We start from the raw sequence: 15,963 nt of genomic DNA on the forward strand, positions 1-15,963 counted from the left end.
ATTCTTTATTGCAATAATCGACCGCGATTCGATTTATTGCCCTATGGAAATCCCGGGATTATCGATCCATAACCATGGCGTACGGTAACCACTCTCGTATGAATGCAAACTGCCCGGAGGCGACGGAATCGCAACCGGGCAGTCGATCGATCTCTGGCACCCATAAGCCCCAGCCAAGGTGCTCTCGGATCAAAACATAAGAATGTTCAACAAAACAATATTGACGATAAGTAACGGAAACGCTGTTGCCGCCTGCGCACGAATCACACCGTACTTGTCCGGCAATTCGAGCAATGCCGCAGGCACGATATTGTAGTTCGCGGCCATCGGCGTCAGCAGCGTGCCACAGTAGCCGGACATCATGCCGATTGCCACCATCGGGGCTGGATTACCATGGAATACCCCGACCAGGATCGGCACGCCAACGCCCCCGGTCATGACAGGGAACGCTGCAAAGCCATTCCCCATGATGATCGTGAATAACGCCATGCCGATGCAGTACACGGCAACGGCCACGAACCGGTAGTCCATATCGATGTACGCGGTTGTCAAATGCGCCACCGCCTTGCCCACGCCGGCATCGTTAAAAACAAAACCCAGCATCCCCAACATTTGCGGCAACACCACCGCCCACGACAAGGCATCGGTGAGACGACGCGCTTCCTGCACGGATTGCCCCACCGAGTCGCGGGTCATCACGCACGCGATAATCAACGAAATGATACAGCCAATACCGAATGACACCATCGTCGCGCTCTTCGCCTCGATAAGGCCAAAAGAGTGCGGTGCCAATAGCGTGCCAATCACGGTCACAACGGGAATCGCAAGCGCGGGGATGAACAGCTTATTGCCCAGCGTCACCGCACTCTGGTGCCGTGCTTCGTCGCTGCGAACCTTCGGTTTGCGACCCACCACGCCGCCGAACCCTGCGATCAGTGCCATGACCACTACAACGACCCCGACCGCGATCTCCGGCATATGATCACCGGCGACGAAGACGATGCCATACAGAATCCAGAACCCGCCCGCCAACCATCGTTTCGGATGCGCCTTGTCACTGATGATGATGCCACCAATCACAAACAGGAGGATACCGACGATATCGAAAAACCAATTCAACGAAATCATGCTTTGCCTCCCCGTGCCGCGGCGTTTGCCGGCACATCTGCGACCGTACTCGCGTCCGTCTTATCCCCCTCTTCCTTCATGGCGTTCTCAGCCAGCCAGCGATCGAGCCGGTACAGGCGGAACGCGTGGATCACGAAGGCCGCGATCGCGGTTGGAATACCCCAGACGGCGACATGAATCGGCTGTACGCTGATACCGGCTTTCTCGAGGAAGGTCACCATCAGCACAATCGCGCCAAACGCCACGAAGATGTCCTCACCGAAGAACAGACCCACGTTATCGGTAGCGGCGGAAAACGCCTTCAGGCGATTCCGCACCGACTCGCTAATACCGCCGAACTTCGTAATCGCCGCGCCTTCGGCCATCGGCGCCACCAATGGACGCACCATCTGCGGATGGCCGCCCAGACCGGTCAGGCCCAATGCCGCTGTGACCTGACGCACGAATAGATACACGATCAACAAACGCCCCGGCGTAGCGGCACGAATGCCGGCGATCCAGATTTGCGCGCGCTCCCGCAATCCGTGTCTTTCCAGCAGACCAATCACTGCCAGCGGCAACAGGATGATCAACGGAATCACGCGCGTCTTCAACGCCCCCGAACCAATCGCGAACAAGATTTGGTTGATCGAGAAATGCGCGGTAAAGCCGGTGACGATGGCCGCCACCATCACAATGAGCATCGGGTTGAATCGCAGCAGGAACCCCACCACGATTACCGCGACGCCGAGCAGCGGATAAAGGTTGACTGCCGATTGCATTGGAGCACTCCAGGCGCGGTTAATGAATGATCGCTGGATTGTCGGAGTGTCATACCCCTGGCGTCGAGCCAAAAATTTAAATACGCGGCATAAATAATTCCTATACCCGGGAAGACCCGAATGCGCAATCAGCGCCCTTTACACAACAAAACGTTGCATATAGCCGTGATTTTTATCATTTTTCACGCCAAGGCAACTAATTTTCTTTATATACCTAAGCCATTCACCACGCGCGGCGCAAAACAACGCATGCCTACGACATGCGCCCTCCCCGTAATCATGCGATCACGCGTGGTTTCAGCACAGGCACCGCGTCACATGGTCATGCTTGCAACGCCCGACCTCGGGTTTCCGGCAGGGTCAATGCCGCCAATATGACGATGCCGTATGCACAGGCCGCAAACATCCCGATGGCGGCACCCAATGCCATTTTCTGAGACACATAACCAATCAGAAAAGGAAACGATGCGCCTACCGCCCGCCCCACGTTGTAGCAAAAACCTTGGCCTGATCCGCGAATTCGGGTGGGATACAACTCGGTCATGAATGCGCCCATCCCCGCAAAGATGCCCGATGCGAAAAAGCCGAGCGGAAAACCGAGCACCAGCAGAACAGTGTTGCTCATCGGCATGCGCGTGTAGATCAGCGCGATCAGCAATGACATCACCGCGAAGCCGATAAAGGCCCGCTTCCGACCGAAGCGGTCGCTTATATAAGCGCCGCTGAGATAGCCACAGTACGATCCGGCAATGACGACTGCCAGATAACTTCCCGTACCGACCACGCTCAAATGCTGCTCTTTTTTCAGATAGGTCGGTAACCAGGTGGTGATCGCGTAATAGCCACCCTGCACGCCCGTTGCCAACACGGAAGTTCGCAGCGTGGTCCACCAGATATCACGGCCGAAAATGTCCCAGAACCTCGGTGCGTCATGCGAGGCTTGCACGGTGGCGCGCTGCCGGCGATGTACTTCAGGCTCGTCGACCAAGCGCCGGATGAAGAACACAAAAGGCACCGGCAGCACGCCCACGGCGAACAATACGCGCCATGCCAGGTGCGCTTCGAATAACGAAAACACCAGCACGTAAAGGCCGGCGGAGACCGCCCAGCCGAGCGCCCAGCCGGCCTGCACCAATCCAACGGCACGACCGCGATCCTTCGGCCGGATGACCTCGCCAATCAGCACCGCGCCCGCCGTCCATTCTCCACCAAAGCCCAGGCCCATCAACCCCCGGAAAATCAGTAATTGCGTGAAGTTTTGCGCGAAAGCGCACAGCACGGTAAAGACGGCAAAAACCAGGATCGTGATTTGCAACGTCCGCACGCGGCCAACGCGATCAGACAGGACACCGGCGATCCATCCACCTAGGGCGGAGGTCAGCAACGTCACCGTGCCGATCAGCCCGGCCCCGGCCTGCGTCAGGCCAAACGTCGCGATCAAGGTTGGAATCACGAAGCTCAGGAATTGCGTATCCATCGCGTCGAGCGCATAGCCCACCTTGCAGCTCCAGAACGCGCGACGTTCGCTGGGGCTGGTTTCCTTGTACCAGCCGAACAAACCGCCAGCCCCGGGATCGTTGTTGTCGTGCGCGGAGGCAGAGGATGCCGCGGCCGCCGCGGAGCCGAGATTACCAAAACCCTGCGCCGTATCCGATGGTCGGTGCGATACAGCGGTTGCCGCGTACGGCGTCAGCGATGCAGCGTGATCTTGCGGGGTCTTCATGTGAGGATCTCCGTCCAAATTAAATCGTGATTAACGGGGCCAGACGTCACGGGGTCGGACAACGGCGTCAACACGCCGCCAACGATGCATTGGGGATATCGGTGATCAACATGTGCCCCGGACGATGTGCGATGGCAAACGGCAGGCGGGCACTCTCGATCGCGGATTGGGGCGTTACGCCGCAGGCCCAGAACACCGGGACCTCATGAGGGTGGATGGTCACGGCATCGCCATAGTCAGGCTGATCGAGGTTGGCGATACCCAACGCCTCGGGACAGCCCAGATGAACTGGCGCGCCGTGAATCGCGGGGAAACGACTTGTGATCTGCACGGCGCGCACGGCATCCGCGCCGCTCATTGGGCGCATCGACACGACTAAGCGCCCCCCAAACGGTCCACTTCGATGATTGTGAATGGCGGTGCGATACATCGGCACGTTGACGCCCTCGTCTACATGCCGTAGGCCGATACCGGCGTCACTCAGCATCTGCTCGAACGAGAACGAGCATCCCAATGCAAACACCACGAGGTCATCACGCCATATCTCGGTAAGATCATCCGGCTGCTCGACCAGCAAACCGTCGCGATACACATTGAATCCCGGCACATCGCGGCGAATGTCGATGCCCTCGCCAAGCCCAGGAATAGCCCACTGACCGGGTTCCCCAACGCCCAGCAGCGGGCAGGGTTTCGGATTGCGAACGCAGAACCGCAGGAAATCGCTGGCGAAAGCGCTTGGAATGATCGCGAGATTGGCTTGTGCATAAGGCCCGCAATAGCCTGCGGTAGGGGCAAGGAACCGCTTGTCCCGCACTTGCTGACGAAACGCATGAGGCGACATGGCGGTCGCGCGCAAGCGCCTGTCGGTGGAAGCGGTGCTCGCTTTATCAAGGTCATGTGACATGGCAATATATTTTTAAGATGCACTCGCGATGTTCGGGGCAAGTCGATACTGGGTGCTGACGACGATGCGACTACCCTGCTTCCAAGGCCGTTACAACGTCATGGATCGATCGACTTATCCCCGGCATTTCCTTTCAGCGTAAGAATGTCAAAATGCGTTGACCAGCAAGTTATTTCACTCGGTACCGTTAAGTTTTTCTTAACAGGAATATCAAAAAATTCGCTGTGTAGCGGTTTTTCAGCTATATGCCTATGTCGTCAGACTTCTTTCTCGTATTTGACGATAATGAAAAATATCCCCCAAGCGATGCCCGGATCAATGCCATGAACACGCGTTTTCTGGAAACTTTTGTTACGTTGTCGGAACTCGGAAGCTTCCGCGCAACGGCTCGGGTATTGCACGCCACCCCCGCCGCGGTGTCGCTGCGGATCAAGTCACTGGAAAACGAATTAAAAACGGTGCTGGTTGATCGGGATCAGGCGGTATTCCGCTTGACGGCGGCCGGGCAGGCACTGCTGGGGCCGGCCCGTGCGGTCGTGGATGCAGCGCGCGCCCTACGGATGGCGGCAGGCCAGGAAGTCGTCGTCGGTGGTCGGTTGCGGCTGGGCGTGATTGAAACCGTCGTGCACAGTTGGCTTTCCAATTACATCGCATACCTGAATAATCATCACCCCGATATCGATATCGACCTCACCGTGGATGCGAGCGCGGTATTGCAGCGTCGTCTGCTTGCGGGTGAGCTCGACTTGCTGCTGCGTGTGGAAGGCATCGACAGCACCCGGATCGTATCCACCGCACTGGCCAGCTACCCGGTGCGCTGGATTGCAAGGCGCGGCGTGATATCGCCCCGTGCGAAGGACCTGGCGAGCCGCGTATTAAAGCGGCCGATCTTGACATTCGGTCGCGGCACTGCGCCACAAGTGGCGCTCGACAGCATCGTGCAGGCGCTCGCCCGTGAACACCATTTTCCGCTCGATCAACTCCGTGTGACCTGTTCACCGTCGGTGGCTGCGATTGTGCAAATGTTACGTGATGGCTATGGCGTCGCCGGTATTCCTCGGCTGTTCGTGGCCGAGGAACTGGAAAGCGGCGAGTTTGTCGAATTACCGCTAAAGCCAACGCTGCCGCCTATCGTCGTCTCGTTGTGCCGGTCCGTGGAAGCGTCGCCCACCGTATCCGCCGCGGCGCACGCAGCGCGGCTCGCCTGCTCCAGCTACACGCGAAATTGGCGCAAGGACTTTATCGAAATGCTGTAGCAGTAATGGGGCGCTTCGCGCCTTCGCACCGTGCTTCGTATCACCGGCGCGCATCGTGATCTGGCCAGTGACAATCGGCGCTCAAAGGCGGGATGGGTCCGCCGCCGATTGGAGAACCACGATGCCACCAAAAGTTGACGCGACCGATGTTGCGATGACCACATATGCGTCGAATCATCCGGATGACGCCGTTCCATCGCACTCGCGGACGCACAGCAATAACCCTCACGCACGCGGCGCCTCGGGAACCCAGAACGAAAGGGGTAACGGCAATACAACGTCAAGCGTATCGATCCCACCGCTACCCGGATCCGTACCTCGTAAAAAGGCGAACGTGCTCTTGCAGCAATTACAGCCGCGCGCAGACCGTCGAACGCTTGGCGTGGTGGCGGGTGCACTCGACAATAACGTCACCACGGCGCACGGACCAACCTCCGACGCGGTGGCCACACCCCCGCTAAAAGCCAACGCAGTCATCGATACGCTTTCAAGCTTCCATCGGGACGCTGCGATGGCGAAGCCGTTCGACGTCAAAAGTCACTTTGTCTCGGATGCCGAAATCGCGCGCGGGCAGCACTATTTGTCAGACCGTGAGTCCGTGCGAATTGAACTGTCCGGGTGGTTCGGCAACGTCGATGCATCGCAAACGACGTCGCCCAATCGGCAACTTATTGACGCCCTGTTCCCGCCAATGCCTCGACACGGCCAGGCTGCGGCGGTGGCCGGGTCAAGCGCCGCGGGAGACGCGATCCCGGCCGCGGAACGCCTGCTGCCGATGCGCGCCTTGCTGGGCGCATCGCTCTCGGTGGCCTGTCAAGGCGACGCGGAACGGGCATTGCGCGTCCTGAACGCTTTTGATCGTGGCGACGACGGGCACTCACGCGGTCATTCAGCCGCAAGCAGCGCCGCCGTGCAGGATCCGCGACGGCCCCGGTTGGAGCCGCGGACCAAGGACGACCTTTTTACGACGGAGCGCTTGCTGGCCGCGTCCGGTCTGGGTCTGGACGTCTTGCACGAGGGCCGCCTCTGCACGCCTGCAGCATCCCAAATCAAAGGCAAACACACCGTGACGGACGCATCGGTGCCACCCACTTCACCGGCACACGAAGAACTCCAGGTCCAGGCGGAAACCGCGGCTTATGAAGCGGCACATCGGTTGCTGGAAAAATGGCCTGCAGACGTGCAACGGCCGGCCTCACTGCACGAAATGGCGTTGGTTTGTAACACGCTCCATCAGTCGTTTCATGCAAGCCAATTACCCGGGGATATTCCAGAACATTTTCTCGCGCCGCAACGTCACGACGACCGGGCCAGCCTGCTTGAAAACAGCGAAAGCAGACGCCTCTGTGATGCCTTGCTGAACAGTCGGCTCGCCCGTGATCCCATTGCCACGAAAGGTCTGCTCGCCGCCTACCAGATAAAACACGATCCTTCGTTCAATCTCGCGCGGCATCCAGACCTTCAGCTACCGTTCCTGGCCGCGCGTAATCACGTCTTTGACGAAAGTCAATTGCACGAAGTGGGCGAACGCCTTTTCAAAGTGCTCGAATATGCCGATCGCGCCGCCGCGCCCATGCAGTCGTCGTTCAAGTCCGTGCTGGATTTCGTGCTCGGACGACACAAGAATCCGCTTCATGCGCTGAATCGCGGTACCGCGGGCCAAATGCTGCGCGAGCCAGAAGAGGATTTCGCGCATATCCATGCCGGTATCGGGATGTTGATCGACAAATATCGCCTGGACGTGGAAAACACCCCTGTCAGTTCGAACCCATCGCCCAACACGGTAAGGACGGTACTCCGGGCTGCCACGCTGGCCGAATGGGATGAGCAGATCGGCCAGCACGGCTGGCGCGACGTCATGCCGATGCGACCGCTGACCGACGCCTTGCCGCTACGCCACGGTGCGATGGATCGAATTGCCGAGCGTGCGGCTGATGCGCTAGGAATGCCTGTCGAAACGCTCAAGACACATCCCGCGTTTGCCACCCACAAGGACGACAGCACGATGTCTGCCGGCACATTCCGTCGCTGGGCGAACGATGCGGGAATGGTAGACGCAATGCAGCAAGAAATCGGCACCATGAATCGGATGGTCAACCGTGGCGATGGCGACATGACGATGCACACCGGGGACGATCGCATCCTGATGCTGCGCAACAAGATCGCGGGGGCGCGCATGACCTATCCGATTCGCTTTACCGATACCAAACAACGCGGCATCAACTTCAATCCCTATACGACGAAAGGGTTGCCGAAAGGTCCACCGGTGGTCGCACTGGGACCCATCGTCCGGGCCGTGCATACGCGCAGTGCGGCGGTCAATAGCGGATCGAATGCGCTGGCTGGCGCGTTCGAAGTCACATCGGCCCGGGGCATGGGGGGAACCTTGGGAATAGGATCAATCGCGACCTGGCGGCTAGGCAACTTCAGTCCGACGCTCGGACTGTCACTGGTCCCGGCAATCGGTGACCACACAACCGGCAAGGGTGCGGCGCTGCGGACCCGGCTACACGGTACGGACCCTACGTTATGGTCGCGCACGCTGTTAAGCGCCTTCGACGCCATGTACGGCGTCAGCGCGGATCAAGGCACGGTATCCCGCCCCACCGATAGTACGGCCCTCCTGCAACGACTGGCCAACGCCCACCACGCGGATCCCTATTTGTCGTTCGGCCCCATGTCGACGCGTACCACCACGATAGGCCATGCGATTACGCCCAGCGCGGCTTTACGTGGCAAGGCCGAGAAAGCGCGGAGCGCCGCTCGCGGCGGCTTGGCGATGAACGCGACGACGACGGTGCAGTCATATGTCGATCGTCGAACGAAAGACCATGCCGGTGTGCTGTCGACGCAGACAGTAAACCGAAGCGCCAATGTCAGCGTGACGACCAGCGCCGGAGCTGGGTCCTCGATTCCCGCGGTAGGCTCGTTCATTTTTCCGGCGCTTAACTTCGGTAGCACCCAGGCGGTCATCGTCCCGCGATCCACGAGCAGCACCGTGCGATTTGCCCAGGAAAACGGCAAGATCGCACCAACGACGATCGTCGACACGGAATTCGCCAAACCGTCCGACTTCATGAGCAGCATGGCGAGTCGCCGTGATGCCTGGATGAACTGGACCGATTCGCACGGATCGCAGGCAAGTAACGACCTTGACCGCGCGCTGGCCCGCATGGCGGACAATGCCGAGACTGGCAAGGTCTTGATGGCGGAACGCGTCATCATGCAGTCACCGGCGCGCCAGCGCCTGGATCTCCTGCTGGCCATGCGAACAATGGCCGAACATGCGCCAGGCAATGCGGTTTCCCGGCAACAACGGGTGGCATCCGCCAACGCTGGAATCCAGGCGGTGATCCACGATCCAGGATCGCTAGGTCCACGGTTTCTTTATACGATTGAGTCGAATTCGAACCAGACCATCTTCGATCTCTCCTACATGGCGGAAGTGACCGATATCAGCGAGACCAGTACGGCACGGCAATTGAACGCCTACCGGGCGGACGCCACACCAGGTGATCCACGCGGCGCGATATAAGCCACGCCGCACTTCTCGCACGCCCCGGCGTGCCGCCGCTGCCTTACCGGCAGGCCGCCATCGCCAGGCGCGCGGGTAACGTCGCCGGCACAAGGGGAGCGGGCCCCGCCGGGGCGTTGCCTGCCTCGCCAGACATATCGGCGTCCGTACTCGCCGCGCCGTGGCGCCCCGCCGTTTTTCCGGCGGCGAAACACTCCCAGACCAAGGTGCCATCGGCCGGTACACCCGCGCGCAACGCGACGCGTGCACCAGTAATGCTATTGACCGAAGGCATCAGCACCAGCGCGTTTGCATCCTCGCTCGCGACGCGTGCGGTATAACGTATCGTGATTTCGCCGCTCGTCGGCGCGACATCGATACTTGCCACATTTGCACTGGCAGCAGTCTTTTGATGCCCACTGTCGAATGGCAATCCAAACGCGGCATTTTCGGCGACCGCCAGGCGAATAGGTGCGGCCAGCGACAATCCTTCCCCAACGCGACCACGTGCGACATAGTCCTGATACGCTGGCACTGCATACGCCGCCGTAACGGCGATGATCGCCAGCACGATCATCAATTCGATCAAAGAAAAGCCGAAAACCGTCAAAAGAACCGTGTGACGTTGGCGTTTGCGCAAATAGGGTGTATCGAGCATCACATCTTCCCGCCGGTAACGCGTTGGTTATGTCGACCAGCGCTTTATGCAGCGTACGGAAAATGCAGCAAGATAACGAGTCGGCCCAACGGCGTATGCCTGACGCTGCTGGCAGGGAGGCACGTAAAAGAAAGCGGTGCCCCCACCCTATGTTCGTGCTAACCAACAACGCGCGGCGCGACCGGCGTCCATGCACATCGTAGGGGCCACGCGTTCATTCGTGTGCCGCGCGGCGCGATACCATGCGGCGTTTCCACAACCATCCGGCTACTACCACCAGAATGGCGCCGGCGAGATGCGCGCCATACATCGCCCAGGGGGTATCAAGCGATGTCCAGTCATCCGTGACGGGATCGGTGACGATCAGGCCACCACCAATCCAGCCTAGCAACGCCGCACCGGCGGTAATCACGATGGGAAACCGGTCGATCAATTTCAGGACCAGCGTACTTCCCCAGACGATAATCGGAATACTCAAGATCAGGCCGAATGCAACGAGCCAGATTTGATGGGAGGCGTCCGCCATTTGCGCTGCGCCGGCAATCGCGATGACGTTATCAAGACTCATCACGAAGTCCGCGATGATGATCGTCTTCACAGCGCCCCACAACTGATTTGCCGCAGTGACGTCCTTGTGCGCCCCTTCTTCGGGCAGCATCAGCTTCGCGCCAATCCAGAACAGCAACAGGCCGCCAGCGAGCTTGAGGAACGGAATCTCCAGCAGGAATACCGCGAACGAGACCAGCACCAGACGCAATATGATCGCGCCTGCCGTCCCAAAAAAGATGCCGCGTGCACGCTGTTGTGCCGGCAGATTACGGCACGCCAGCGCGATGACAACCGCATTATCCCCACCCAGCAGGATGTCGATGATAACGATCTGAAGAACCGCTCCCCAGTGAATGTCCGCAATCCATTCCACTTACCGCACCTCGATCGTCTGAGCCCGAAGCCGGCGACGCATGCGCGGCGATCGAACATAAAAAAAACGCTCCCGAAGGAGCGCTTTTTATACGCGAACCTTACGGAACCATTGCAGCATCTTAGCAGCAAATGTCCCGCGTGGTCAGCCCACGCCGTCAAGGCGTCAGATCGGAGAATGTCGGTGCGTCACAACGTGTGACGACATCGCCTGTCGTGTCAGGCTTAGAGAACGGACTTCAGCAGGCGTCCCATTTCCGACGGATTCTTCGTGACCTTGATGCCGCATGCATCCATGATCTCGAGCTTCGCTTCGGCCGTGTCCGCACCACCGGAGATCAGCGCGCCAGCGTGCCCCATCCGCTTTCCGGGAGGCGCCGTAACCCCAGCGATAAAGCCTACAACCGGCTTCGTCATGTTTTCCTTGATCCAGTAAGCCGCTTCCGCTTCATCCGGACCGCCGATCTCGCCGATCATGATCACGGCATCGGTTTCCGGGTCGTCCTGGAATCGCTTCATCACATCGATGTGCTTCAGGCCATTGATCGGGTCACCGCCAATACCCACCGCCGACGACTGGCCGAGGCCCAGGGCCGTCAATTGCCCGACGGCCTCATAGGTCAACGTGCCCGAGCGGGACACCACGCCGATGCGGCCTTTCATGTGAATATGCCCCGGCATGATGCCGATCTTCAGTTCGTCCGGCGTGATGACGCCCGGGCAGTTCGGTCCGAGCAAGAGCGTCTTGCGGTTTTCCCGCTTCATGCGGTTGCGCAATTCCATCATGTCGAGTACCGGGATGCCCTCCGTGATACAGATTGCCAAGTCAAGGTCGGCTTCCACCGCCTCCCAAATCGCAGCGGCCGCACCTGCGGGGGGTACGTAAATCACCGAGACGGTCGCACCCGTCTGCTTTGCCGCTTCCGCGACGCTGCCGTAAATCGGGATACCCTCGAAGTCCTCGCCGGCCTTCTTTGGATTGACGCCCGCCACATAGGCCGCGCGGCCGTTGGCGTAGTCGCGGCAGGTACGCGTGTGGAACTGGCCGGTCTTGCCGGTGATCCCTTGCGTGATGACCTTCGTATCTTTGTTGATCAGAATCGACATCTAAGACCTCTGTCTGTTTGTTCGTGCGAGCCATCGGCTGGAACGACGCGGTGTTTTCCGGTACATCGCATTGGCGAGGGCATCGGCATGGCAGGCGTACGCGATATGTCGCTCAACCTGTCGCCGCGTCCGCACGCCGCATGACCATCCCGCGCGGCACGTCGGCCTGCGCGGTGAAACACGCGATGCGTTCCACCTTGGTCGGTCGCGTCGTTGATTAGCCCTTGGCTGCCTCGACCACTTTCTGCGCGGCCTCTTCCATGCTGTCTGCCGAGATGATCGGCAACCCCGAATCGGCCAGCAATTGCTTGCCGAGCTGCTCGTTCGTGCCCTTCATCCGGACGACCAGCGGCACCTTCAGCGACACCGCCTTCGACGCCGTGATCACGCCTTCGGCGATGACGTCGCATCGCATGATGCCACCGAAGATGTTGACGAGAATGGCCTTCAGGCTCGGGTTCTTCAGCATGATCTTGAAGGCTTCCGTCACCTTCTCGGTCGTTGCCCCGCCGCCGACATCGAGGAAGTTCGCTGGCTCGCCACCGAACAACTTGATCGTGTCCATCGTCGCCATCGCCAATCCCGCACCATTGACCAAGCAGCCGATGTTGCCGTCTAGCGAAATGTAGGCGAGGTCGAATTTCGACGCTTCGATTTCGGCCGGATCTTCTTCGTCCAGATCGCGATATGCAACAATTTCCGGGTGACGGAACAGCGCGTTGGAGTCGAAGTTGAATTTCGCGTCCAGGGCGATCACGTCGCCGCTACCGGTGATGACCAACGGATTGATTTCCGCCAGCGATGCATCTGTCGCCAGGAAGCCTTTATAGAGGCCATGCAGGATCGCGCGCGATTGCGCCAACGAACCTTGCGGTACACCGATTTTCGTCGCCAATGCATCAGCGTCGGCATCGGTCAGACCGGTCTTTGGATCGACAACCAGCTTATGGATCGCGTCGGGCGTCTTTTCCGCGACTTCTTCGATGTCCATGCCGCCTTCCGACGATGCCATGAAGACAACTCGTTGCGTCACACGATCAACAATCAGGCTGACATACAGTTCCTTCTTGATGTCCGCGCCTTCTTCGATCAGCAGGCGGCGCACTTTCTGGCCTTCCGCGCTGGTCTGGTGCGTCACCAGTTGCATGCCGAGGATCTGGCCCGCGTACTCACGCACCTGATCCAACGACTTCGCCACCTTGACGCCACCGCCCTTACCGCGTCCGCCGGCGTGGATCTGAGCCTTGACAACCCAGACCGGGCCACCAAGCTTCTCGGCGGCCTTGACTGCATCATCAACGCTGAACACGGCCTCACCGCGCGGCACGGCGACGCCGAACTTGCGCAGAATGTCCTTGCCCTGGTACTCGTGGATCTTCATGCGTGATTACCTTCCGTCTAAGAGTGGATGTAAAGTCGGTCCGCCGATACCCGTCGCGCGAATAGCGACCCTGATCCGTTTCACGTGTAATACGTGAACTCGGCTCAACGCGATTGCCCAATCGGCAACGGATACGATGGCGGAAAAAAGGGAACGAATCGATAAAGGACTACGGCGCACATGCCATCCTTGGCGATCAGACGCCGGGGACGATGGCGCGCGATTGCGATCGCCAGGAGCCGCTTGCCCGGAATGAATCGGGTAAATCATCGACGCGGACTGTCGATCCCGAAGACGCCGTCGCACGCTGATGGGTGCGTTCAGGCCATGTGGACTGGAAACGCGACGCACTGAAAACACAGCAGCGGTTATCGCCAGACAGCGATCGACCCGGACGGCCGCAACCGTCCCTCGGGTCGAACGACATCGCGTAGCGGTACAGGAATGCACCATGCGTAGGCAGAAAACGGGATCAAAAGATTCCGCATTCTAGCATAGGGCAATCCCGAGTCCGGACGAGCAAAGGCCGGCCAGAACACAGGACCCGCGATCGCACGATAAGATCAGCGCGCTATTTTTGCACACCGGCCAGAACAGTGACATGTGACAAAGCGCCGCTGTAAGGTGAACACCGTACAAAAAAACGAACTGGAATAAGCGCTTGCGATATTTCGTCGTAGCGATGTCACACCACTGAAAGCTTGTCACCAGATGGCGAAATCAGTGCATTACCAACAATAACTTATTCCAACAAATCATCTTCATCTGCATTGAGCAGGCAACGAATAACATCCAGCGAAAAGCCGCGAGCTGCGAGAAATCGGGCCTGTTTTGCTCGAGCCTGCGGAGAATCCGGCAATGTGCCAAATTTGCGTTGCCACACGGCGCGGGCGCGGGCGGGTTCCGTTTCGCGCAATGCATCACGGACATTGGCCAACTGATCCGGCGCGATGGCATGCTGCTTGAGCTCCCCTACAATCCTTGAGGTGCCAAAGCGGGCGGCCTTACGATGCACGACGCTCTCGGTGAATCGGCTGTCGGACAGCCATCCTTCTCGCTCCAGTGCGTCGAGGAGGACGGGCAACGGATCGTCTTCGTTGTCCCCTTGCATTTCCGCCGCGAATGGCGCCAGCTTACGTGTCAATTCGATGCGACTGTGCTCACGACGGGACAAATACTCCAGCGCGCGGCCCCTCAGACTACGCAGCGGCCGCTTCGACTTGCAAGGGTCCGCCGCAGCGTCAAAATCGGATGCGGAAAAGCCATCGGGCACGTTGCCAGAGAGCGGTTCTCCCGCCGACATGCCCGATGGCTCCGATCCGCCAGACGTCGTGGTCGAGGCAGTGCGCCGACCACGTGAAAACCCGCTGCGCATTTATTCTTCGTCAAGCACGTCGGCCTTGGCGGCCGTCTTAGCCGGCGCCGAACCCGGCAATAACTTGATGCCCAGCTTCTCACGCACGCGGTTCTCGATTTCGAAAGCAATGGCCGGGTTCTCGCGCAGGAACTCTCGCGCATTGTCCTTGCCCTGTCCAACGCGATCGCCGTTATAGCTGTACCACGCACCGGCTTTCTCGACGATCTTGTTCGCGACGCCCAGATCAATGACTTCGCCTTCGCGCGACGTACCTTCGCCGTACAAAATGTCGAAAATCGCTTCACGGAACGGCGGCGAGACTTTGTTCTTGACGACCTTTACCCGCGTTTCGTTGCCGATCACTTCATCGTTCTTCTTGATCGAGCCGATACGACGAATATCCAGGCGCACCGACGCATAGAACTTCAACGCGTTACCACCCGTGGTTGTTTCCGGGCTACCGAACATTACGCCGATCTTCATCCGAATCTGGTTGATGAAGATCACCATGCAATTGGTCTTCTGGATCGTACCCGTCAGCTTACGCAGCGCCTGGGACATCAGCCGTGCCTGCAGACCCGGCAGCGAATCGCCCATTTCGCCTTCGATTTCAGCCTTCGGCACCAACGCGGCCACCGAGTCGATGACAATCAGATCAACCGCACCGGAACGCACCAGCGAATCAGTGATTTCCAGCGCCTGTTCGCCGGTGTCCGGCTGCGAGATCAACAATTCGTCCAGGCGCACGCCCAGCTTTTGCGCATAGATTGAATCCAGCGCATGTTCCGCATCAACGAACGCGCACGTTCCACCAAGCTTTTGCATTTCCGCAACCACTTGCAGCGTCAACGTGGTCTTACCCGACGATTCCGGCCCGTAGATCTCGATCACCCGGCCGCGCGGCAGACCGCCGACACCCAACGCGATATCGAGCCCGAGCGAACCCGTTGACACCACCTGGATGTCGGCAGGCTTATCGTTCACGCCCATCTGCATGATCGACCCTTTGCCGAACTGCTTTTCGATTTGGGCCAGCGCCGCGGCCAGCGCCTTGCTTTTATCGGCAGTCATGCTGTTCGAGCCTTTCTTGCTATCTTCCATGAATCGTCCTTTGCTATGATGGGACGTCAGCGACGACGCCACGTCGATCCGCGCTGCCCGGATAAAACCGGGGCAAAACCGCGAGGGTACAACGTGTCGCCGCCCGCAAGCGTCGATATGAATGATACTGTATAAAAAAACAGTGCGTCTGG

General features: G+C 59.2%; 12 protein-coding genes. 2 read left to right on the forward strand and 10 right to left on the reverse strand.

The features are described 5' to 3' along the window. Positions 1–189 precede the first annotated feature (189 nt). The 4 genes from SJQ66_RS26385 to SJQ66_RS26400 all read right to left on the reverse strand — a co-directional run bounded on the left by SJQ66_RS26385 (position 190) and on the right by SJQ66_RS26400 (position 4,453). Positions 190–1,128 carry a DUF979 domain-containing protein gene (locus SJQ66_RS26385; protein WP_024901672.1) on the reverse strand — a complete coding sequence of 313 codons (939 nt, stop codon included), beginning with the start codon at positions 1,126–1,128 and terminating at the stop codon, positions 190–192. Then, entirely contained in the window at positions 1,125–1,889 is a 765-nt protein-coding gene (locus SJQ66_RS26390; RefSeq protein ID WP_024901673.1) for a DUF969 domain-containing protein, read from the reverse strand. Before SJQ66_RS26390 ends, SJQ66_RS26385 begins: the two co-directional genes overlap by 4 nt. A gap of 322 nt (positions 1,890–2,211) precedes the next feature. After that, positions 2,212–3,612 (reverse strand): MFS transporter, encoded by a 1,401-nt coding sequence (locus tag SJQ66_RS26395; RefSeq protein WP_024901674.1) that lies wholly within the window; start codon positions 3,610–3,612, stop codon positions 2,212–2,214. A 67-nt stretch (positions 3,613–3,679) separates the two neighbouring features. Further along, a complete protein-coding gene (locus SJQ66_RS26400; RefSeq protein WP_024901675.1) occupies positions 3,680–4,453 on the reverse strand; it encodes a putative hydro-lyase in 774 nt (257 codons plus the stop codon). A 386-nt stretch (positions 4,454–4,839) separates the two neighbouring features. Between SJQ66_RS26400 and SJQ66_RS26405 the strand changes: the two genes are divergently transcribed. Both SJQ66_RS26405 and SJQ66_RS26410 read left to right on the forward strand, forming a co-directional pair. Next, complete coding sequence (locus SJQ66_RS26405) at positions 4,840–5,772, forward strand: LysR family transcriptional regulator (RefSeq protein ID WP_046153441.1); 933 nt, start codon at positions 4,840–4,842, stop codon at positions 5,770–5,772. Positions 5,773–5,893: 121 nt separating this feature from the next. Then, positions 5,894–9,307, forward strand: a complete 3,414-nt coding sequence (locus tag SJQ66_RS26410) for a hypothetical protein (protein WP_320534745.1) — start codon at positions 5,894–5,896, stop codon at positions 9,305–9,307. A 43-nt stretch (positions 9,308–9,350) separates the two neighbouring features. Here the strand turns inward: SJQ66_RS26410 and SJQ66_RS26415 are convergent, their stop codons facing one another. From SJQ66_RS26415 to recA, 6 genes are all read right to left on the reverse strand, one after another. Beyond that, positions 9,351–9,944, reverse strand: a complete 594-nt coding sequence (locus SJQ66_RS26415; RefSeq protein ID WP_024901678.1) for a pilin — start codon at positions 9,942–9,944, stop codon at positions 9,351–9,353. A gap of 214 nt (positions 9,945–10,158) precedes the next feature. Then, complete coding sequence (locus SJQ66_RS26420) at positions 10,159–10,866, reverse strand: TerC family protein (RefSeq protein WP_024901679.1); 708 nt, start codon at positions 10,864–10,866, stop codon at positions 10,159–10,161. A gap of 224 nt (positions 10,867–11,090) precedes the next feature. Continuing rightward, complete coding sequence (sucD, locus tag SJQ66_RS26425) at positions 11,091–11,972, reverse strand: succinate--CoA ligase subunit alpha (RefSeq protein WP_024901680.1); 882 nt, start codon at positions 11,970–11,972, stop codon at positions 11,091–11,093. Between the two features lie 217 nt (positions 11,973–12,189). Further along, positions 12,190–13,353: an ADP-forming succinate--CoA ligase subunit beta gene (gene sucC, locus SJQ66_RS26430; protein ID WP_024901682.1), complete on the reverse strand. Its 1,164-nt coding sequence runs from the start codon at positions 13,351–13,353 to the stop codon at positions 12,190–12,192. Between the two features lie 742 nt (positions 13,354–14,095). Continuing rightward, the gene (gene recX, locus SJQ66_RS26435) at positions 14,096–14,728 is read right to left on the reverse strand and encodes a recombination regulator RecX (protein ID WP_407691526.1); all 633 of its coding nucleotides are present in this window, start codon (positions 14,726–14,728) and stop codon (positions 14,096–14,098) included. Then, entirely contained in the window at positions 14,729–15,811 is a 1,083-nt protein-coding gene (gene recA, locus SJQ66_RS26440) for a recombinase RecA (protein ID WP_024901684.1), read from the reverse strand. Positions 15,812–15,963: the final 152 nt, after the last annotated feature.

This window comes from Robbsia andropogonis (assembly GCF_034047095.1).
GTDB classification, from domain to species: Bacteria; Pseudomonadota; Gammaproteobacteria; order Burkholderiales; family Burkholderiaceae; genus Robbsia; species Robbsia andropogonis.